Consider the following 18,446-nt stretch of genomic DNA (forward strand, 5'->3'; position numbering starts at 1 on the left):
GCCGCGGGACGCGCTCGACCGGCGCGTCTCACCCCGGCGGGATGCGCCCGACCGAGCAGAGCGTGCGGAAGCTGCTACCCCCCGGATCGGTGTAGCAGCTCGCCGACCAGCCGTTCTGCTGGATGAAGGACTTGCGCCGCTCGGCGAGCGAGGCGGCGTGCGCCCGGGCGATGATTCGGGCGACGGTCGCGGCCGGTTCGCCGACCAGGATCTGCGAGGCGACCGCGAGATCGTTGAAGAACGCCGGCGAGGGCTGAGCCTCGGCGGAACTCGCCTGCACGATCGGCTCGGCCCGGCAGGTCACGTCGACCTTGATCGCGCCCGGCATACGGATGTCGATGCTGGGGCCGGAGCGCCGGCCGACCTTGCCGCCGATCGACTCGGCGATCTGGCGGGCGAGACCGTCGCACTCGTCCGCGCGGGCGGCGCCAGTGATGAGGAGGAGGCAGGCGAGGGCGAGGCGCAGCATGGACCTAGGCATGAAGCAGGGCCGCCGCACTGTCGAGCCTCCGCGCAGGCTTTCCCTCCAGTAGGCAGCGGGGCAGAGTCCGAGGTCACCGGAGCGTCCCATGCCCCCTGCCCCTGCCAACCTTCTCGCCGGCCTGCCCCCCAGCCTGCCCGAGGAGATGCTCTCCGAGATCCTGTCCCGGCCGGACCTGCGGATCGAGCGGATCGTCTCGACGGGTCACGCCAGCCCTCCGGGCTTCTGGTACGACCAGCCGTGGGACGAGTGGGTGCTGGTTCTCGCGGGCGCCGCCCGCCTGCGCCTCGCCGACGAGGCGGAGGACCGTGCCCTCACGCCGGGCGATCATGTTCTGCTGCCGGCAGGCACCCGCCACCGGGTCGCGTGGACCAGCCCGGACGAGCCGACCGTGTGGCTGGCCGTGCACTGCCCCCCGCGGCGGGACGGCTGACGCAGCCCCGTCCCTGCACGAGGGGGAGGATACCCAGCCTTCGTGCGATCAGTGGAAGTCGCGGCTGCGGAAGACCCGCCGGTCGACGTCCGCGCTGAAATCGTTCGTCTCCGGGTCGAGGCGCAGGCCGCCGTCGCGTAGCTGCCGCAGCTCGCCGGTGAGATCGCGAAACCGCTCCGAGATCAGGTGGACCACAGCGCCCGCCCGCTGCACCCGGCCCTGCACGGCCAGGAACCGGGCATTCATCGCGACGTGGCGGTTCGCCTCGAAGACCGACTTCCAGACGATGACGTTGGCGATGCCGGTCTCGTCCTCCAGGGTCAGGAACACCACGCCCTTGGCGGTGCCCGGCCGCTGCCGCGTCAGGACGAGGCCCGCCACGCTGAGGCGGGCGTTCAGGGGCAGCCCCGGATCGAGATGGTCGCGGGCCGGCACGACGCCGATCCGGGCGAGCCGCGTGCGGAAGAAGGCGACCGGGTGCCCCTGCAGCGAGAGACCGGTCGCGGTGTAGTCCTCCGCGACCGCCTCGGAGGGCGGCATCGCGGGCAGATCGACGGCCGGCTCGTGGCGGAACAGGCCGTCGTCGGCGTGGAGGGCGAAGAGCGGCAGGGGCGCTTCCAGCAGATGCGCGCGCCGCTCCTCCGCCTCCGGCGCGCGGCGGGCCCCTCCCCCGTCGAGGGTGCGCACGGCCCAGAGCGCGCCGCGCCGGTCGAGGCCGAGCGAGCGGAAGGCGTCGGCCTCCGCGAGCCGTTCGAGAACGGCCCGGGGCAGGCCCAGCGCCGCCTGCAGCCCCTCGATGCTGGCGTAGCCGTTGGCCCGGAGGTCCACGAGGCGCCGTAGCGCGGCCTCCGGCAGGCCGCTGACGAGGCGAAAGCCCAGGCGCACCGCGAGCCGCCGCGCGGTGCCGGGCGGCGTGGCTTCGGCGGCGGGCTCCAGGGTGCAGTCCCAGGCGCTGGCGTTGACATCGATACCCCGCACCTCGACGCCGTGGGCGCGGGCGTCGCGCACGAGCTGGGCCGGCCGGTAGAAGCCCATCGGCTGCGCGTTCAGGATCGCGGCCAGGAACACGTCGGGGTGCCGGCACTTCAGCCAGGCCGAGGCGTAGACGAGGAGCGCGAAGCTCGCCGCGTGGCTCTCCGGGAAGCCGTAGGTCGAGAAGCCCTTGATCTGCTTGAAGCAGCGTTCCGCGAAGTCGCGCGCGTAGCCGCGGGCCGTCATGCCGCCGACGAATTTCTGCTCGTAGCCTCCGATCGTTCCGACATGCCGGAAGGTCGCCATGGCGCGCCGCAGGCCGTCCGCCTCGGCCGGCGTGAAGCCCGCCGCCGTGATGGCGATCTGCATGGCGTGCTCCTGAAAGAGCGGCACGCCGTAGGTCCGCTGTAGCAGGGCGCGGAGCTCGTCCTTCGGCCCGTGGTCCGGATGAGGCGCCGGGTAGGTGGCGGGCTCCTCGCCGGTGCGGCGGCGCAGGTAGGGATGGACCATGTCGCCCTGGATCGGGCCCGGCCGCACGATCGCGACCTGCACCACGAGGTCGTAGAACTCCCTGGGCCGCAGGCGCGGCAGCATCGCCATCTGGGCCCGGCTCTCGACCTGGAACACGCCGACCGAATCGGCCCGGGCCAGCATGGCGTAGACGTCCGCCTCCTCTGCCGGCAGGTCGGCCAGGGTCTCGTAACGGAGGCCGTAATCCTCCTCCAGGAAGGCGAGGCCGCGCCGCAGGCAGCTCAGCATGCCGAGCGCCAGCACGTCGACCTTCATCAGGCCGACCACGTCGATGTCGTCCTTGTCCCACTCGATGAAGGTGCGCCCCGGCATCGCGGCGTTGCCGACCGGCACGGTCTCGTCGAGGCGTTCCCGGGTCAGCACGAAGCCGCCGACATGCTGGGACAGGTGGCGCGGGAAGCCGACCAGAGCGGTCGCGAGATCGACCGCCTGCCGGATCGCGGGGTTCCTCGGGTCGAAGCCGGCCTGCGCGATGTGGGCGTCCGGCAGGTCCTTGCCCCAGGAGCCCCAGACCGTGTCGGCGAGGGACGCGGCCACGTCCTCGGAGAGGCCCAGCACCTTGCCGACCTCGCGGATCGCCGAGCGGGGACGGTAGTGGATCACGGTCGCGCAGATCGCGGCGCGCTCCCGGCCATACTTCCCGTAGAGGTACTGGATCACCTCCTCGCGGCGCTCGTGCTCGAAATCGACGTCGATGTCGGGCGGCTCGTCCCGGTTCTCGGAGATGAAGCGGGCAAACAGCAGCCGGATCTTGGTCGGATCGACCGCGGTGATGCCGAGGCAGTAGCAGACGGCGGAGTTGGCCGCCGAGCCCCGCCCCTGGCAGAGGATGCCCCGCGAGCGGGCGAACTCCACTACGTCGAAAAGGGTGAGGAAGTAGCGGGCGTAGCCCATCTTCGCGATGAGCCCGAGTTCCGCGCGCAAAGTTGACGCGACCGGGTTCGGCACGCCCTCCGGATAGCGCCAGCGCGCCCGCTCGAAGGTCTTCGCCTCCAGGTAGGCCTGCGCCGTCCAGCCGGGCGGCACGGGCTCGTCCGGGTACTCGTAGGCGAGGTCGCCGAGCGAGAAGCTGCAGGACTCGGCGATCTCGACCGTGCGGGCCAGCGCTTCCGGATGGTCGGCGAAGAGCCGGGCCATCGCGTCGCCCGGCTTCAGGTGGCGCTCGGCGTTCGCTTCCATCCGGTAGCCGGCCTCGGCCAGGGTGCAGCCTTCCCGGATGCAGGAGACCACGTCCTGCAGCGGGCGCCGGTCCGGGTGGTGGTAGAGCGCGTCCGAGACCGCGACGAGCGGTGCGCCGAGCCGATCGCCGATCTGGGCCAAGCGCCCGAGCCGGGCGCGCTCGTCGCCGCGTCGCCGGTGGCTGCCGGCCAGATAGGTCCGGCCGGGCGCCGCCGCGGCGAGGCGGGCGAGGTGTGCTATGAAGTCCTCCGGCGGCTCGATCCCGCCCTCGGGCGGCAGCGCGATCAGGATCTGGCCCGCGCACGCGTCCAGCATCTCCTCGAAGCCGAAGCGGCACGCACCCTTGGTCGCGCGCCGGTTGCCGGCCGAGAGCAGGCGGCAGAGCCGGCCGTAGGCCGCCCGGTCCATCGGGTAGGCGATCGCCTCGAAGCCCTCCTCTGTGACGAGGCGAACGCCCGGCAGGAAGCGGATTTTCCAGGTCTCGGGATCGCCGGGCTTTCGCGGGCCCCCGGGCTTCACCCGCGCCGCCGCGTAGGCGCGCACCAGCCCGGCCGTGGTGTTGCGGTCGGCGATGCCGATGGCGTCGAGCCCGTAGGCCAGCGCCTGCTCCACGTATTCCTGCGGATGCGAGGCGCCGCGTAGGAAGGAGAAGTTGGTCTGGACGGCGAGTTCCGCGTACCCCGTCACGCCCGCCCCTCCGGGATCCCGGTCAGTCGTCGCGGTAGACCCGCTCGCGGCGCTCGTGGCGCTCCTGCGCCTCCAGCGACAGGGTGGCGATGGGCCGCGCGTCGAGGCGCTTCAGGGAGATCGGCTCGCCTGTCTCCTCGCAGTAGCCGTAGGAGCCGTCCTCGATCCGGGCGAGCGCGGCGTCAATCTTGCCGGTGAGTTTGCGCTGACGGTCGCGGGCGCGCAACTCGATCGCCCGGTCGGTCTCGGAAGAGGCACGGTCGGCGATGTCGGGGTGGTTCTCGTTCTCGCTCTGGAGGGCGGCCAGCGTGTCCTGCGCCTCGCGCAGGATGTCGCTTTTCCAGCTCAGAAGCTTGCGCCGGAAATACTCGCGCTGCCGGTCATTCATGAAGGGCTCGTCGTCGGACGGGGCGTAGCCGTCCTCCAGCGTTACCTTCGCCATGTCTCGCCCTCACATTCTGCGTGCAGCCTGCCGGCGGCGATGTCCCGTGCCGTATAGTCGAGGCGCTTTGCTGCTACAACGGAGGCCAACGCAAGGTTCGGACCCGGATGTCACGGGCCCGCGCGGCTGCGGCTTCGCGGCCACGGTCCACTACTCCTTCGGGGCGCGCAGACGGAGGATCGCGGCGGCGATGTCCTCCGCGACGCGGCGGGCGAGCGGGTGGCGGTAATGCGTCCGGTCGAAGAACAGGGCCGGGTCGCGCGCCGTCTCGCCGTCCCGGCGCCAATCGAGGAGGGCACTGCGGGGATGCGTCGCCAGCGCCTGCCCGATCGCCGCCGCGCAGGCGGCTTCCGCGGCGGCACGGGGGGTGCCGGGGCGCGGCAGGCCGGCGTGGTAGACCGGCGGTTGCACGGCGACGACCGCTGTCTCCGCCGGCACCTGGGCGAGAGCCGCCCGCAGGCGCTCGGCCGCCGGGAAGGGACCGGCCTTGCGGGGATCGGGCGTGTCCGGCACCGGCGCCTCGCGGGTCGCCTCCCATTTCGGGTCGCGGCCGAAGCCGAGGTTGAGGTAGTCCGGCTCGTAGTCCCACCAGCCATCCGCACGGGCGAGCGGGCGCCGCGTCTTCACGAGCCAGCCGATCCGGCCGACGACCTCCTGGGCGACGGCGTAGCGCATCAGGCCGCGCAGGTAGCCCGGCAGGTCGCGGGCGAACAGCCAGAACGGGAAGGGCTTGTCGTTGGCGAGCGCCGGGTCGTCGGTGCACCAGAAGTCGTCCGGGGCCAGCACGATGGCGGCGGGCGCCGGGTGGTGGCGCAGGAACCAGTCGAGGACGCTGAGCTGCTCGCCGGGGCCCGTGGCGGGGATTGCGAGTTGCACGAAGGGGATGTGGGTGAGCGCGGAGAGCCGCGCCGGCTCGATCAGCTGGATGTGCGAGTTGCCGATGATGGCGCCCGAGAAGGCGGCGTCGCGCCCGCGGACGGCCGCGGCGGTGCGCGGTCCCTGCGGCCGGACCGCGCCGACCGAGAACAGCCTCGAGCGCCCGCTGTCGTAGGGATCGACCGCGAAGGCGAGCGCCAGATAGCCGAGCGCCAGCGCGGCGGCCGTGCCGACGAGGAGCCGGGCGAAGCCGCGCCACGCGTCCCCGCTCCGCTCTTGAGTTTCGCGCGCGGGCATCGGCTCAGAACTGGAAGTAGATGAACTCGTAGTTCGCATCGTCCCCGATCTTCAGGAGCACGACCACGAACAGGAGTCCGAACAGGATGGCGAGCCCGCGCCGGGGCGGCAGGCGGTGGACCGCGGCCCAGGCGGTCGGTCCGACGAGCGCGACGAGCGCCGCCGGCAGGAGGGCGCGCCACTTGAAGCCGGAGCCGAACTCGGTGAGGCCGAAGAGCCCCTTGTAGATCGCGAGCGCCGCCTCGAAGCTGGTCGCGCGGAACAAGACCCAGGTCAGTACCACGAAGAGACCGGTCAGCACCCATCCGACAGGGGCCGGCATCGGCAGGCCGGTCCGGCGCCAGAGCACGCCCGCGCCGAGGCCCGCCCCGTGCAGCGCGCCCCAGACCACGAAGGTGAGCCCGGCCCCGTGCCAGAGCCCGCCGAGCGTCATGGTGGCGAGGAGCGCCAGGAGCTGAAGGCCAAGGCCCCGGCGGTTGCCGCCGAAGCCGATGTAGAGGTAGTCGCGCAGGAAGCGCGACAGGGTCATGTGCCAGCGCCGCCAGAAATCCTGCAGGCTGGTCGCCCGGTAGGGCACGTCGAAGTTCTGCGGCAGCACCACGCCGAACAGCAGCGCGATGCCGAGGGCCATGTCGGTGTAGCCCGAGAAGTCGAAGTAGATCTGGAAGGTGAAGCCGAGGGTCGCCTGCCACGCCTCGGCCGCCGTCACGGCCTTGCCGGCCGCGGCCGCCTGGAAGACCGGGTTGACGTAGGCCGCCAGCGGATCGCCCAGGAACACCTTCTTGGCGAGGCCGACAGTCAGCAGCATCAGCCCGCGCCCGACCCGCTCGGCCGCGTCCGGGCGGTCGTAGGGCCGCTCGTCGAACTGGTGCATGATCTCGCTCCAGCGCACGAGCGGGCCGGCGAGAACCTGCGGGAAGAAGGCGATATAGAGCGCGTACTTGGTCAGCCCGAAGCCCGGCGCACGGCCGGCCCTCAGGTCGGTCAGGTACATGATGTGGTGGAAGGTGAAGAACGAGATGCCGAGCGGCAGGACCCAGCCGGGCCGGGCGAGATCGACGCCCGGGATCAGGTCGGCGAGGTCGGTGAGGAAGTCCAGATACTTGAAGAGCGCCAGCACCGCGAGGTTGAGGGCGATCGCCAGCGGGATCAGCCAGGGGCCGGGCGCGCGCAGGTAGAGGCGCGACACCCACCAGTTCAGCAGCACCGAGGCCGCGAGCAGGGGCACGAAGCGCGGGTCCCACCAGCCGTAGAAGACGAAGGAGAGCCCGACGAGCAGGCCCAAACGCCAATCCGGCCGGACGCGCTCGGTCAGCGCGTGGAGCGCCAGGGCGGCCGGCAGGAAGGCGAGAAGGAAGACGAAGGAGTTGAACAGCATCGGCCGTCGAACCGGCCGCACCGCCGGAGGGAGTCGGATCGCGGTCGGGCCCGCGGGATCGGGCCGCTCGCCGCGGCCTTGTCGGGGATCGGGGACGGGGCGTCAATCGGGGCCGTGCCGCGCCCTTGATCCTCCGACGCCGGCCCTGCTAGGCTCGTCGCATCGACCGAGTGGCAACTAGGGTTCCGGGCGCAAGGCACCTTCGGGCGCGCCGCTGGACCGAGCGTTGCAGAGACCGCGGGCGTTCCGCGGCTGCACCCAAGGGACAAAAGCCCAGGGGCGGAGACGTCGAGATCACCGGCGCTGCGGCGCTCTCGGGAGATCTCCATGACGCTCGCCTCCCTGTCCCTCGTCGTCCTCGCGTCTTTCCTGCATGCCGGCTGGAACCTGCTGGCCAAGCGCGCCGCCCCGCTCGGCCCGCTCTTCGTCTTCGCCTACAACCTCGTCGCCTTCGTCGCCTACGCGCCCTGGGTGGTCTGGCACCTCGCCAACGGCGGCGCTGCCTGGACCTGGGCGGGTGCCGCCATCGTCGGCCTGAGCGGGCTCATCCATCTGGCCTATAGCCTCTGCCTCCAGCGCGGCTACCAAGTGGCGGACCTCTCGGTCGTCTATCCTGTCGCGCGGGGCACGGGGCCGATGCTGTCGAGCCTCGGGGCGATCCTCGTCCTCGGCGAGCTGCCCTCGGGCCGGGCGCTCGCCGGACTGGCCCTGGTGGTCGCCGGCATCGGCCTCATCGCGACGCAGGGGCGGCTCGCCGCCTTCCGCGGGCCCGGCGGCGCGGCGGGCGTCCAGTGGGGGACGGCAACGGGCGGCCTGATCGCCACCTACACCGTGGTCGATGCGTACGCGGTGAAATCGCTCGGCATCGCGCCCGTGGTCCTCGACTGGTGCAACAACCTGCTGCGCTTCGTCCTCCTGGCGCCCCTGGTGCTCGCCGACCCGCGCCGCGCCTGGGCGGCGATGCGGGGCTACCGGCTGGTGGCGCTCGGCGTCGGGCTGATGTCGCCGCTCTCCTACATCCTGGTCCTGGCGGCGCTCGACGGCGGCGCGCCGCTGAGCATCGTCGCGCCGATGCGCGAGATGTCGATGATGGTGGGCGCCGTGCTGGGCATGATCGTCCTGCGCGAGGCGGCAGGCCCCTGGCGCCTCGCCGGCTGCGCGGTGCTGATCGGCGGGGTTATCCTGCTCTCATCGGCCTGACGCGGCCGTCCGGAGTTCAGGCCGCGGGCCGCCTCTCCAGCTTCGCGAGCTCCACCGCCGCGCGCAGCTCGATCTCGGCCATCAGCCCGTCGAGGCGCGGGTCGCCTGAGGCGCTTGAGCGCTCGGCGAGCCGCCCGGCGATGGCGCGCAGGTCCTGCGCGGCCACCCGCCCGCCGAGGAGCGCGGCCTTCAGACGGTCGAGCCCGTCGAGGAGATCGTGTCCGCGGCGCACGCTACGGCGGCGGCGCTCCTGCGGTGTATCGGCCTCCGTCTGCAGCATCAGCACGGCGTCGAGTCCCGCGAGCGTCGCCGCGCCAGCGGTGCCGGCTGTCGCGCCGGCCCGCGCGGCACCCGCATGCGCCTCCAGGTTGAAGCGGGCGGCCCCCTCCGCCCGGCGCGTCGTCGCCGGGGCGGACAGGGCGGGGAGACCGGTGCGGGGATCGACGCGCATCGTCAGGACTACTCCGAACGCGGGGGCGCGTCCTGGTACGAGACAAGACGGTCGGCAGGGTTAAGCGGCAGTAAACGGCCCGGCAGAAGCTGCCGACCCGGCACGAACGGGACCGGCACCGAGGCCGGCCGCTCGATGCGGGCGTCCGATAAAATCCTTACCGGCCAGATGCTTGCAGGTCGGCATCCTGGTGGCACGCGGCTGGCAACGGTGAAGCCGGACCCGACCGCCCCGACAGCCGGCATGCACACCTTGCCCCTCCCGCTCCGCTTCCTCACCCGTCTGGTGGCCGCACTCGCGCTCTCGGTGCTCGGCCTCGCCCAGCCCGCGCTCGCGCTCTCGCGGGTGAAGGACCTCGCGGCGATCGAGGGCGTGCGGCAGAACCAGCTCGTCGGCTACGGCATCGTGGTCGGCCTCAACGGCACGGGCGACACGCTCAACAACATCCCGTTCACCAAGCAGTCGCTCCAGGCGATGCTGGAGCGGCTCGGCGTCAACACCCGCGGCGCCACCATGCGGACCCAGAACCTCGCCGCCGTGATGGTGACGGCGAATCTCCCGCCCTTCGCCGCGCAGGGCACGCGCATCGACGTCACCGTCTCCTCGCTGGGCGACGCGAAGTCCCTACAGGGCGGCACGCTGCTCGTAACGCCGCTGCTCGGCGCCGACGGCGAGGTCTACGCGCTGGCCCAAGGGTCGGTGGCCATCGCCGGATTCTCGGCGGAAGGGGACGCGGCCAAGATCACCCGCGGCGTGCCGACGAACGGCCGCATCGCCAACGGCGCCAATATCGAGCGCGAGATCGCCTTCAAGCTGAACGACGCGCGGTCGCTGCGCCTGTCGCTTCGCAACCCCGACTTCACCACCTCGAAGCGGATCGCGGCGGCGATCAACGATTTCATGGGCGCCGACACGGCCGAGCCCACCGATCCGGCCACCGTCACGATCCAGATCCCGCCCCGCTACAACGGCAATATGATCCGACTGATCACCGAGGTGGAGCAGCTGAAGGTCGAGCCGGACCAGACCGCGCGGGTCGTGGTCGACGAGCGCTCCGGCATCATCGTGATGGGCCGCGACGTGCGCGTCTCGACGGTCGCGATCGCGCAGGGCAACCTCACCGTCACCATCACCGAGCAGCCGCAGGTGAGCCAGCCCGCCCCGCTCTCGAACGGCCAGACCGTGGTGGTCCCGCGCACGGGCGTGAAGGTCGATACCGGCGACGGCAACAAGCTCGCCCTGGTCAAGGAGGGCGTGAGCCTGCGCGAGCTGGTCGACGGCCTCAACGCCTTGGGCGTCGGCCCGCGCGACCTGATCTCGATCCTCCAGGCTATCAAGGCGGCGGGCGCGCTGCAGGCCGACATCGAGCTGATGTGACTTTTCCCCGGATACAGGAGACCGAACCGCCATGCTCCCGCTCGCGACCTTCGCGGCCTCGGCCGCCATCGGTGTCGGCAAGTCCATCGCCTCCTCCATCGCGCAGTCCGCCAGCCAGTCGAGCGCGCAGCCGAGTGCCCAGTCCGCGGCGAAGCTGCGCAAGACCGCGACCGACTTCGAATCGATGTTCCTCGAATCCTCGCTCGATCGGCTCACCCAGTCCGAGGGCACGGACGGGCCGCTCGGCGAGAACGGCACGGGCGGCGGCGTCTACCGCTCGATGCTGACCAAGGAATATGCCGGCCAGATCGTGAAGAGCGGCGGCGTCGGCATCGCCGATCAGGTGTTTCGCGAGATGATGAAGCTCCAGGGGGCGACGGACGGGGCGGCCCGTGGCTGATTCCGCCGCAAGCCCCCTCCCCCGCGTCGCCGACAAGGCGGGCGCCGACGCGCTCGTCGCCTCGGTGAGCGAGGCCATGCAGGCGCTCGAGGCGCTGCTCGCCGCGGAGAGCTGTGCGGTCGGGACCGGCCGCCTGCGCCAGGGCCTCGCCGATCCGGCCCAGAAGAGCGCGCTCGCGGCGGCCTACGTGCTGCGGCTGGAGGCCGTGAAGGCGAACGCCGTGGCGCTCGCGCGCTTCGCCCCCGGCGGGCTGGAGCGCCTGCGCGCGGAGCACCGCCGCTTCACCGCCGCGGTCGAGCGCAACCAGACGGTGCTGGGCACCGCGCGCTCAGTGTCGGAGACCCTGATCAAGTCGCTCGCCGACGATCTCGGCCGGGCCGCTGTTCCGATGACCTACGGCCGTCCCTCGGTCGCCCCCTCGCCCTACGGACGGGGCGTGCGCAGCGGGCCGCTGATCCTGTCGCGGAATCTGTGAGCGGCGCGCGCTGAGACGGGCGGCAGAGCCCCCGCTCAGCGATGCCCGCTGCCGACCCGGAGATAGGTGCGCACCGGGCCGAGATCGGTGTCGGTGCGGGTGTCCAGGGCGAAGCGGCCCGCCGCGTCGGGCCTGGCGGCAGCGCCCGCGCGGTCGGCGCGCAGGTCGAGGCCCGCCGCGACGCGCCCCGAGAGACGAAGGCAGGTCCGGCTGCCGGGCAGGCGGACGAAGCCCGTGCCCAGCGTCGGGCAGGCTTCCGCGCCGCGCGGCCACGGTACCGCGCGAGGGGGCGCCGCGCGATCGGGCGATTCGAGTTTCGGCAGATCGAGCTTGGGCAAGTCGAGAGCCGGAAGGGCGAGCGAGGGCCTGTCCTGCGCCGCGGCCGGGCCGGCGAGCAGGACCAGGAGCGCGGCGCATCCGAGCCAGCAAAACGGCGACACGAACCCCATGCGCGGACCTCACGGCGCGAACCTGCTGCGTCCCGCGTCTGAGCCCCTGAAAAGCGGCGGGATCGTGGTGGCCGACACAGGACACGCGACGGCGACGCTCGCCGCGTCCGGTGCGAGACCGCGGCCGCGCCTGGGACCGTCCTGTCGGCTCCCTGGCTTTCCACCGCTGAAGCCCGGCGGGCGGCCGTTTACGCGCCGTTATCGGGCCTCGCCTAGCATGCTCCACGCGGATCGTCGGGGGAAGGAGCATGCGCGGCAAGCGGACGAGCCTCGTCCATCTGATCTACTTCTCGCGGTTGAGCCTGTCCTCCGAGCCGCAGCTGCGGACCAGCCAGATCGGCGACATCACCCGCCAGGCGCAGAAGAAGAACGAGTTCTCGGTGATCACCAGCTTCCTGATGATCGACCAGAGCTTCGCCGTGCAGATCATCGAGGGCGAGCGCACGCTCGTCCAAGAGACCTTCAACCGCATCGCGGAGGACCAGCGCCACCGCGACGTGCTCATCTGCGAGTGGCGCGAGATTCCGAAGCGCGAGTTCGTAAACTCGTTCAAGGTCGTGGTCCGCGGGCCGGCCAGCGAGGCCCATTTCGCCAAGGCGAACCTCACGCCGTCGCTCCAGCGGGGCACGCCGAAGGCGAGCGCGATCCTGGCGCTCGCGACCGCGCTGCAGTCCGACGCCATGTCTAAGCAGGGCATCGACCACCTGTTCATCTAGTTCGGGTATGGCGGTTCGACTGCCCAGCCCGCGTTCCGAACCCGAGTAGACGCCGATGAGCGAGACCGAGACGCCTCCGATCCTCGTGGTCGACGACCAGGAAAAGCTCCTGCGCCTCGTGGTGATGCTGATGAACCGCATCGGCTTCCCCGATGTCGAGGGCGTGACCGACGCCCTCCAGGCGCTCGAGCGCATGCGCGAGCGCCGCTACGCCCTGGTGATCTCGGACCTCGAGATGGAGCCGATGGACGGCATCGCGCTGCTGCGCGAGATTCGCGCCGACGACGCCCTGATGAACACGCCCTTCATCCTTACGGAGGCCTCCTTCGACTTCGAGGACATCAACGTGGCCCACCAGGCCGGCGCCGACGCATTCATCCTGAAGCCCTTCGACATGGCCGTGCTGAAGTCGAAGCTGAAGCAGGTGCTGAACGGCAAGCCGCGCCGGCGCGAGGCGCCGGTCGCGGCCGAGACGAGCCTGAGCGTCGACTTCCCGATGCTGGGCAAGTTCTGAGGACTCGCCCAGCGGCCCGCCCTCAGGCGGCCCGCTTCTGGTAGTCCTTGATGTCGGTGAAGCGCACGGCCGGGTAGCGCTCCTCCTCGTAGCGCAGCGAGAAGGCGGTGGTGGCCATGAAGACCGGTGCGCCGTCGAGGTCGCGTGCCATGCTGGAGCCGTGGCTGTCCACGAACTTGTCGAGCTCGGCTTCCGAATCCGACGAGACCCAGCGGCAGACCGTGAAGCGTGAGGTCTCGTAGTCGATCGGCAGGCCGTACTCGGCGGCGAGCCGCTCCTTCAAGACGTCGAGCTGCAGCGCGCCGACGACGCCGACGATGGCCTGGGAGCCGTCCTGCGGCAGGAAGACCTGCACCACGCCCTCCTCGCCCATCTGCTGGAGAGCCTCCTTCAGTTTCTTGGCCTTCATCGCGTCGGTGAGCTTGATCCGGCGTAGGATCTCTGGCGCGAAGCTCGGCACGCCCCGGAAGACGATCTCCTCGCCCTCTGTGAGCGTGTCGCCGATGCGCAAGGTCCCGTGGTTGGGGATGCCGACGACGTCGCCCGCATAGGCCTCGTCCGCGATGGCGCGGTCCTGCGCGAAGAAGAACTGCGGCGCCGAGAGCGAGATCGGCTTGCCGGTGCGCACCAGCCGCGCCTTCATGCCCCGGTTCAGCCGCCCCGAGCAGACACGCATGAAGGCGATGCGGTCCCGGTGGTTCGGGTCCATGTTCGCCTGGATCTTGAAAACGAAGCCCGTCATCTTCGGCTCGGAGGGCTCGACGGTGCGCTTGTCGGCGTCCTGCCCGCGCGGCGGCGGTGCGAACCGGCTGAGCCCGTCGATGAGGTCGCGCACGCCGAAGTTGCGCAGAGCCGAGCCGAAGAAGACGGGGGTGAGGTGCCCCTCGCGGAAGGCCGCGAGGTCGAAGGCCTTCAGCCCGCCCTCGGCGAGTTCCACCTCGTCCCGCCACGCCTGCGCGGCACCGTCCTCGGTGAGGAGCTCGTCGAAGAGCGCGTCGCCGGGGCCGGAGACGGGGATCGTGCCGGCATCGTCCGCGGCGTCGAGCCGGCGCACCCGGTTGCCGCCGAGTTCGTAGGTGCCGGCGAAGTTGCGCCCGAGGCCGATCGGCCACGTGACCGGCGCGACATCGAGGGCGAGCGTCTTCTCGATCTCGTCGAGGAGCTCGAACGGGTCGCGGGCCTCGCGGTCGAGCTTGTTCACGAAGGTGACGATCGGGATGTCGCGTAAGCGGCAGACCTCGAACAGCTTGCGCGTGCGCGCCTCGATGCCCTTGGCGGCGTCGATCACCATCACGGCCGAATCGACCGCGGTGAGCGTGCGGTAGGTGTCCTCCGAGAAGTCCTCGTGGCCCGGCGTGTCGAGCAGGTTGAAGACGCAGTCGCCGTACTCGAACGTCATCACCGAGGTGACGACCGAGATACCGCGCTCCTTCTCGATACCCATCCAGTCGGAGCGGGTCGAGACGCGGTTGCGCTTGGCCTTCACCTCGCCCGCGAGCTGGATGGCGCCGCCGAAGAGCAGGAGCTTCTCGGTCAGCGTGGTCTTGCCGGCATCCGGGTGGGAGATGATCGCGAAGGTCCGTCGCCGCGCCACGGGATCCTGCTCGGCGGGGTCGGCCTTCGTCTGGGTCTGCATCAGCATGGGGCAAGCTCGGAACACCGCGGGTCCGGGCGGGCGGTCGCGGCGGGTTCGATGGTTCTGGGGCGGGTCGTCCGCATGTAAGCCGATCGGGCTCGGAGCGCAAAAGCGGCGCGCTCAGCCGCGGCCGATCCAGGGCATCTGGGTCGCGGCGAGCGTCATGAACTGGACGTTGGCCGCGAGCGGCAGCCCCGCCATGTAGAGGACCGCATCGGCGACGTGGCGGACATCCATCACGGCCTCGGCCCGGAGGGAGCCGTCGGCCTGCCGCACGCTCTGGGCGAAGCCGCGCGTCATCTCGGTCTCGGCATTGCCGATGTCGATCTGCCCGCAGGCGATGTCGTAGGGCCGCCCATCCAGGGCCGTGGCCTTCGTCAGCCCGGTGATCGCGTGCTTCGTCGCGGCGTAGGGTGCGGAGTGGGGACGGGGCACCTGCGCCGAGATCGAGCCGTTGTTGATGATGCGCCCGCCCCGCGGCTCTTGCGCCTTCATCAGGCGGAAGGCGGCGCGGGTGCACAGGAAGGCACCGGTAAGATTCGTGTCGAGGCTCGCGCGCCAGTCGGCCAACGCGATCTCGTCGATGGCGGCGGCCCGCGGGAAGATGCCCGCATTGTTGAACAGCACGTCGACGCGGCCGAACGCCTCTCGTGTGTGCGCGAAGAGGCGATCGACCTCGGCCTCGACCGCGACGTCGGCCTCGACGACGAGCGTCTCGCCCTCTACTTCCCGCGCGACGGCCTCAAGGGAGGCTCGGCGCCGGCCGCTGAGTACGACGTGGTACCCGTTGGCGCCGAGCGCCATCGCGACGGCGCGCCCAATCCCGGATCCGGCCCCGGTGATCACTGCGATCCGTGCGCCCATGCCCGTCGTCCTCGACCGAAGAAGCCGTGCGCTGCATAGCTGTTGCCACGGGCCCGTTCCAGGGCTAGAGAGCGCCGTCCGCCGTTGGGGCGTCGCCAAGTGGTAAGGCAGCGGTTTTTGGTACCGCCATTCCCAGGTTCGAATCCTGGCGCCCCAGCCAAACTTCCGAAGCGCTTCAACAGCTTGCGGAGCGAGACATTTTCGATACACCGGAACAGACGGTGTATCGACGACGCACAAGAGTCGGCACAGGGGCTTATAAGTGCGAGAGCTGCTGGCCAATCTCCCGATGCGACAGCCTGCCACGCCCCTCTTAGTTAAGTCGTGCGGCCAGCATCAAGGCTCGCACGTTTGTCGCGTCGTACTCCACACCCTCGTCGATGACGCGGACCGAGGACAACCGGACCGCCACCCGCTCGAAATAGCTTTGTTCTAGCAGCAGACCTGCTTGGACACGGAAGCCCTATGGCTGCAATCGCGGAAGCTTCCCACACTGACCCTGCACTAAATTAGAACTTGGACCACCGCGTGGGGGCCGATCAGCCACCGTACACCTTGCGCCATCGGTAATAGCTTTGCTCGGAGATCTCCGCCTCCTGAGCTGAGCCAAAGCCAAACTCTTGCCCTGGGCGGTCTGCACCTCGATCTGGCGCAGCTTCAGCACGACCTGCTCCGCGCTCGTCTTCTGTCCTCGTCGCATGTCCGACTCCTTCGGTCCTAGCTGATCCTCTCGATCAGCCCGGTCCAAAGCCACCAGCCGGTCACGTCAGGTTTTGGCACGGACCTCCAATCTTATGATGCCTGCACCTCTCATAGGAATGGCCGTTCAGACATCCGCGCGCCTTGAGCAATGCCGCATGCCGGGACCGAACATTTAGTGCCTCGACCTCGTTGCCGCCCAACCGCCAAATCGTCGTGTATGAGCCGTCCCAGCGCTCATCGTGATCCGAGATGGATCGGACTGGGATGTGCGCGCACCGGCATGAAATTGGAAATTATGTACTTTCGAGATCCTTACCAGCATATCAGACTGCCCCGAAGCGGACCCCCTTCGCGCCCGCTTTGAAGCATTCGGCACCCTAAGGGACGATCATTCTACTGGCACGCCGCGGCCATTTCGACCGCGGCGCCCGGTTCAGATCTCGGTCTGCTCTGAGGCGATGAGGGAGTCGTCGACTTCGATGCCTAGGTAGCGCACCATGCTCTCCAGCTTGATGTGGCCGAGCAGCAGTTGGCAGGCTCGAATATTGCCGGTTCGCTTGTAAACCAGCGCGACCTTCCTGCGGCGCAGGCTGTGTGTGCCGAAGCCGAAGGGTCCAGATCGATCAAGCCGACCCAGCGGTCGATTAACCCGCTGTAGTGCCGTGTCGTGAGATGCTCTCCGCATCGGCTGCGGCTTGGAAACAGCCAATCACCGGCTCACAACCTGCGCGCAGCCAGCAAAGCCGTGAAGAGCCTCGCGCGTTGGTTCGGTGATCTCGAACGGGACCGGCCTGCCGGTCTTACGCTGGCACACAGTGGCTCGGAGACGCACGGCATCGCCCAGATGGATGTCGCTCACGCGCAGGCGGACGAGATCACACCCGCGCAGCTTGCTGTGGACGGCGAGGTGGAAGAGGGCGAGGTCTCGCGTGCGATTGGCAAGCTGTAGGCGCGTGCGCAGGGCCCAGATGTGTTTCGGCTTCAGTGGCGGTTTAGGTCCGACAAAATGGCCGCGGTTCCAGGGTACACGTTTGCTAGTGGGAACGGTGACGACTTCGGGCATGACAGGCTCCTGGGTTTAGGAGCTCGTCATGAGGAACCCGCTGCTGCCGATAGGCCCAATGTCGAATGACAGATCTTTGCAGCACAAGCCGACACTCGCGTCGTCGGACCCAGACCGCTGCTTCTGACCTAAAGCAGATCCTCGCAACTTCCGCATACGGGCAGGCTGATGGGCGGGATAGTCGATCGATACTGATCGTCTCGTGTTCGGCTAAATCGGGACTAGCCTCCAGGTTCATCTCGGCTCGCTCTGACCTCGTCTTTCGATAGGTCCACGCTCGCCGACGCCTGCAAAAGTCAGCGGACGGGCGGCGCCCAGATCCCAAGGGCGGTAGTATCTACGGAGCGCGGCAGCAGCCCCTCGGCCCGGAACGCGTCGGCAATTGTCTGCTGCTCGGATAGGCCCTCGCGCGTGACAGGCTCGACCCGATAGCTGCGATGCGCGTTGGCCGTGACGACGATGTCCGGCTCCAGCCGCCAAAGCGGAGAGAGCCGGGCGGCGGCCTCGGCCGAATTCGCCTTCACCCAGGCCCCGGTCTGGGCGAGCTTGGCGAAGAGCACGCCCAGCACCGGGCCATTGGCCGCCACGTAGGCATCGGCCGCAAGATAGTAGCGCTTGTAGAGGGACAGCCCGGTCCCGTCGCGCAGGATCCGCGCGCCCGTCTGCTGCTGCGCCGCCGTGAGGAACGGGTCCCAGGCAGCCCAGGCCTCGACACCGCCGCTCGCCAGCGCCGCCCGCCCGTCCGCGGGCGTGAGGTAGGCCGGCACGATGTCGCGGAAGCTCAGCCCGGCCTCTTTCAGGGCGGCGAGCACCAGGAAATGGTTGCCCGCGCCCTTGGTCAGCGCGACCCGCTTGCCCTTCAGGTCGGCGACCGTGCGGGCGGGGGAGCCGGCCGGCACGAGGATCGCCTGTGCCTCGGGTGAGGCCGCCTCCTGAGCCACGTAGGTGATGCCCGCGCCGGCCGCCTGCGCGAAGACCGGCACCGTGTCGGCGACGTCGGCCGAGACGTCGATCTGCCCGGCGTTCAGCGCCTCCATGATCGGCAGGCCGCTGGTGAACTCATGCCAGGACAGACCTGTGCTCTGGGCCTGGAGCGCCGCCTCCAGGCTGCCGTCCTGACGCAGCAGAGCGACCAGCGTGGAAGAGCGCTGATAGCCGATCCGCAAGGTCGCCGCGGCGCGGGCCGGAAGGCCGAGGAGGGCGGGGGCGGCGAGGCCGGCGAGCACGGCGCGGCGGGACAGGGACATCGGATCCTCGAAGAATGGGGTTCGGAAACGCGGTAGAGGGCCCGCGCGGCGGCGCGAGCCTGTTGACGGAGGCGAG

General features: G+C 70.2%; 19 protein-coding genes, 1 tRNA gene and 1 pseudogene. 8 read left to right on the top strand and 13 right to left on the bottom strand.

Features of this window, described 5'->3' with window-relative positions; genetic code table 11:
• Positions 1-28 precede the first annotated feature (28 nt).
• Complete coding sequence (locus DK427_RS23355; RefSeq protein ID WP_109953474.1) at positions 29-469, bottom strand: hypothetical protein; 441 nt, start codon at positions 467-469, stop codon at positions 29-31.
• Between the two features lie 100 nt (positions 470-569).
• Between DK427_RS23355 and DK427_RS23360 the strand changes: the two genes are divergently transcribed.
• Complete coding sequence (locus tag DK427_RS23360; protein ID WP_109953475.1) at positions 570-914, top strand: cupin domain-containing protein; 345 nt, start codon at positions 570-572, stop codon at positions 912-914.
• 48 nt (positions 915-962) lie between these two features.
• On the opposite strand, the gene DK427_RS23365 is transcribed toward DK427_RS23360, so the two are convergent.
• From DK427_RS23365 to DK427_RS23380, 4 genes are all read right to left on the bottom strand, one after another.
• Positions 963-4,283, bottom strand: a complete 3,321-nt coding sequence (locus DK427_RS23365) for an error-prone DNA polymerase (protein WP_109953476.1) — start codon at positions 4,281-4,283, stop codon at positions 963-965.
• Between the two features lie 22 nt (positions 4,284-4,305).
• Complete coding sequence (dksA, locus tag DK427_RS23370; protein ID WP_109953477.1) at positions 4,306-4,725, bottom strand: RNA polymerase-binding protein DksA; 420 nt, start codon at positions 4,723-4,725, stop codon at positions 4,306-4,308.
• Positions 4,726-4,875: 150 nt separating this feature from the next.
• Entirely contained in the window at positions 4,876-5,898 is a 1,023-nt protein-coding gene (locus DK427_RS23375) for a hypothetical protein (protein WP_109953478.1), read from the bottom strand.
• Positions 5,899-5,902: 4 nt separating this feature from the next.
• On the bottom strand, positions 5,903-7,276 hold the full coding sequence (locus DK427_RS23380; protein WP_109953479.1) for an MBOAT family O-acyltransferase: 1,374 nt from the start codon (positions 7,274-7,276) through the stop codon (positions 5,903-5,905).
• A gap of 327 nt (positions 7,277-7,603) precedes the next feature.
• Here DK427_RS23380 and DK427_RS23385 point away from each other — a divergent pair, with 327 nt between their 5' ends.
• Complete coding sequence (locus DK427_RS23385) at positions 7,604-8,476, top strand: EamA family transporter (protein WP_109953480.1); 873 nt, start codon at positions 7,604-7,606, stop codon at positions 8,474-8,476.
• A 16-nt stretch (positions 8,477-8,492) separates the two neighbouring features.
• Here DK427_RS23385 and DK427_RS23390 read toward each other — a convergent pair whose 3' ends face one another.
• Positions 8,493-8,927, bottom strand: coding sequence for a flagellar assembly protein FliX (locus DK427_RS23390; RefSeq protein ID WP_109953481.1), 435 nt, complete (start codon positions 8,925-8,927; stop codon positions 8,493-8,495).
• A gap of 243 nt (positions 8,928-9,170) precedes the next feature.
• Here DK427_RS23390 and DK427_RS23395 point away from each other — a divergent pair, with 243 nt between their 5' ends.
• The 3 genes from DK427_RS23395 to DK427_RS23405 are packed head-to-tail and all read left to right on the top strand — an operon-like array spanning position 9,171 to position 11,179.
• Positions 9,171-10,304 (top strand): flagellar basal body P-ring protein FlgI, encoded by a 1,134-nt coding sequence (locus tag DK427_RS23395; RefSeq protein ID WP_109953482.1) that lies wholly within the window; start codon positions 9,171-9,173, stop codon positions 10,302-10,304.
• 31 nt (positions 10,305-10,335) lie between these two features.
• On the top strand, positions 10,336-10,704 hold the full coding sequence (locus DK427_RS23400; RefSeq protein WP_109953483.1) for a rod-binding protein: 369 nt from the start codon (positions 10,336-10,338) through the stop codon (positions 10,702-10,704).
• Entirely contained in the window at positions 10,697-11,179 is a 483-nt protein-coding gene (locus tag DK427_RS23405) for a hypothetical protein (protein ID WP_109953484.1), read from the top strand. The genes DK427_RS23400 and DK427_RS23405 overlap by 8 nt, the downstream gene beginning before the upstream one ends.
• Positions 11,180-11,214: 35 nt before the next feature.
• Here DK427_RS23405 and DK427_RS23410 read toward each other — a convergent pair whose 3' ends face one another.
• Positions 11,215-11,628, bottom strand: coding sequence for a porin (locus DK427_RS23410; RefSeq protein WP_109953485.1), 414 nt, complete (start codon positions 11,626-11,628; stop codon positions 11,215-11,217).
• 248 nt (positions 11,629-11,876) lie between these two features.
• On the opposite strand from DK427_RS23410, the gene DK427_RS23415 reads away from it, so the two are divergent.
• The gene (locus DK427_RS23415) at positions 11,877-12,344 is read left to right on the top strand and encodes a BLUF domain-containing protein (RefSeq protein ID WP_109953486.1); all 468 of its coding nucleotides are present in this window, start codon (positions 11,877-11,879) and stop codon (positions 12,342-12,344) included.
• Positions 12,345-12,399: 55 nt separating this feature from the next.
• The gene (locus DK427_RS23420) at positions 12,400-12,858 is read left to right on the top strand and encodes a response regulator (protein ID WP_109953487.1); all 459 of its coding nucleotides are present in this window, start codon (positions 12,400-12,402) and stop codon (positions 12,856-12,858) included.
• A 22-nt stretch (positions 12,859-12,880) separates the two neighbouring features.
• On the opposite strand, the gene DK427_RS23425 is transcribed toward DK427_RS23420, so the two are convergent.
• Both DK427_RS23425 and DK427_RS23430 read right to left on the bottom strand, forming a co-directional pair.
• Positions 12,881-14,500, bottom strand: coding sequence for a peptide chain release factor 3 (locus DK427_RS23425; protein ID WP_109953488.1), 1,620 nt, complete (start codon positions 14,498-14,500; stop codon positions 12,881-12,883).
• Positions 14,501-14,614: 114 nt separating this feature from the next.
• A complete protein-coding gene (locus DK427_RS23430) occupies positions 14,615-15,358 on the bottom strand; it encodes an SDR family oxidoreductase (protein WP_109953489.1) in 744 nt (247 codons plus the stop codon).
• A gap of 85 nt (positions 15,359-15,443) precedes the next feature.
• On the opposite strand from DK427_RS23430, the gene DK427_RS23435 reads away from it, so the two are divergent.
• Positions 15,444-15,518 (top strand) — tRNA-Gln (locus DK427_RS23435).
• Between the two features lie 382 nt (positions 15,519-15,900).
• On the opposite strand, the pseudogene DK427_RS23440 reads toward DK427_RS23435, so the two are convergent.
• The 4 genes and pseudogenes from DK427_RS23440 to DK427_RS23450 all read right to left on the bottom strand — a co-directional run.
• Positions 15,901-16,058 (bottom strand): annotated as a pseudogene (locus DK427_RS23440) (IS3 family transposase); the annotation flags it as partial.
• A 435-nt stretch (positions 16,059-16,493) separates the two neighbouring features.
• Positions 16,494-16,769 (bottom strand): site-specific integrase, encoded by a 276-nt coding sequence (locus tag DK427_RS27605; RefSeq protein WP_425452497.1) that lies wholly within the window; start codon positions 16,767-16,769, stop codon positions 16,494-16,496.
• Entirely contained in the window at positions 16,770-17,123 is a 354-nt protein-coding gene (locus DK427_RS27610; RefSeq protein WP_425452498.1) for a site-specific integrase, read from the bottom strand.
• Between the two features lie 296 nt (positions 17,124-17,419).
• Positions 17,420-18,370, bottom strand: a complete 951-nt coding sequence (locus DK427_RS23450; protein ID WP_109953490.1) for an aliphatic sulfonate ABC transporter substrate-binding protein — start codon at positions 18,368-18,370, stop codon at positions 17,420-17,422.
• Positions 18,371-18,446: the final 76 nt, after the last annotated feature.

Source organism: Methylobacterium radiodurans, from assembly GCF_003173735.1.
GTDB classification, from domain to species: Bacteria; Pseudomonadota; Alphaproteobacteria; order Rhizobiales; family Beijerinckiaceae; genus Methylobacterium; species Methylobacterium radiodurans.

What these genes read in the sequence shown, in the direction of transcription:
- DK427_RS23355 (WP_109953474.1), bottom strand. Translation starts at nt 469, where the DNA reads ATGCTGCGCCTCGCCCTCGCCTGCCTCCTCCTCATCACTGGCGCCGCC.
- DK427_RS23360 (WP_109953475.1), top strand. Translation starts at nt 570, where the DNA reads ATGCCCCCTGCCCCTGCCAACCTTCTCGCCGGCCTGCCCCCCAGCCTG.
- dksA (WP_109953477.1), bottom strand. Translation starts at nt 4,725, where the DNA reads ATGGCGAAGGTAACGCTGGAGGACGGCTACGCCCCGTCCGACGACGAG.
- DK427_RS23375 (WP_109953478.1), bottom strand. Translation starts at nt 5,898, where the DNA reads ATGCCCGCGCGCGAAACTCAAGAGCGGAGCGGGGACGCGTGGCGCGGC.
- DK427_RS23380 (WP_109953479.1), bottom strand. Translation starts at nt 7,276, where the DNA reads ATGCTGTTCAACTCCTTCGTCTTCCTTCTCGCCTTCCTGCCGGCCGCC.
- DK427_RS23385 (WP_109953480.1), top strand. Translation starts at nt 7,604, where the DNA reads ATGACGCTCGCCTCCCTGTCCCTCGTCGTCCTCGCGTCTTTCCTGCAT.
- DK427_RS23390 (WP_109953481.1), bottom strand. Translation starts at nt 8,927, where the DNA reads ATGCGCGTCGATCCCCGCACCGGTCTCCCCGCCCTGTCCGCCCCGGCG.
- DK427_RS23395 (WP_109953482.1), top strand. Translation starts at nt 9,171, where the DNA reads ATGCACACCTTGCCCCTCCCGCTCCGCTTCCTCACCCGTCTGGTGGCC.
- DK427_RS23400 (WP_109953483.1), top strand. Translation starts at nt 10,336, where the DNA reads ATGCTCCCGCTCGCGACCTTCGCGGCCTCGGCCGCCATCGGTGTCGGC.
- DK427_RS23410 (WP_109953485.1), bottom strand. Translation starts at nt 11,628, where the DNA reads ATGGGGTTCGTGTCGCCGTTTTGCTGGCTCGGATGCGCCGCGCTCCTG.
- DK427_RS23415 (WP_109953486.1), top strand. Translation starts at nt 11,877, where the DNA reads ATGCGCGGCAAGCGGACGAGCCTCGTCCATCTGATCTACTTCTCGCGG.
- DK427_RS23420 (WP_109953487.1), top strand. Translation starts at nt 12,400, where the DNA reads ATGAGCGAGACCGAGACGCCTCCGATCCTCGTGGTCGACGACCAGGAA.
- DK427_RS23425 (WP_109953488.1), bottom strand. Translation starts at nt 14,500, where the DNA reads ATGCTGATGCAGACCCAGACGAAGGCCGACCCCGCCGAGCAGGATCCC.
- DK427_RS23430 (WP_109953489.1), bottom strand. Translation starts at nt 15,358, where the DNA reads ATGGGCGCACGGATCGCAGTGATCACCGGGGCCGGATCCGGGATTGGG.
- DK427_RS27610 (WP_425452498.1), bottom strand. Translation starts at nt 17,123, where the DNA reads ATGCCCGAAGTCGTCACCGTTCCCACTAGCAAACGTGTACCCTGGAAC.
- DK427_RS23450 (WP_109953490.1), bottom strand. Translation starts at nt 18,370, where the DNA reads ATGTCCCTGTCCCGCCGCGCCGTGCTCGCCGGCCTCGCCGCCCCCGCC.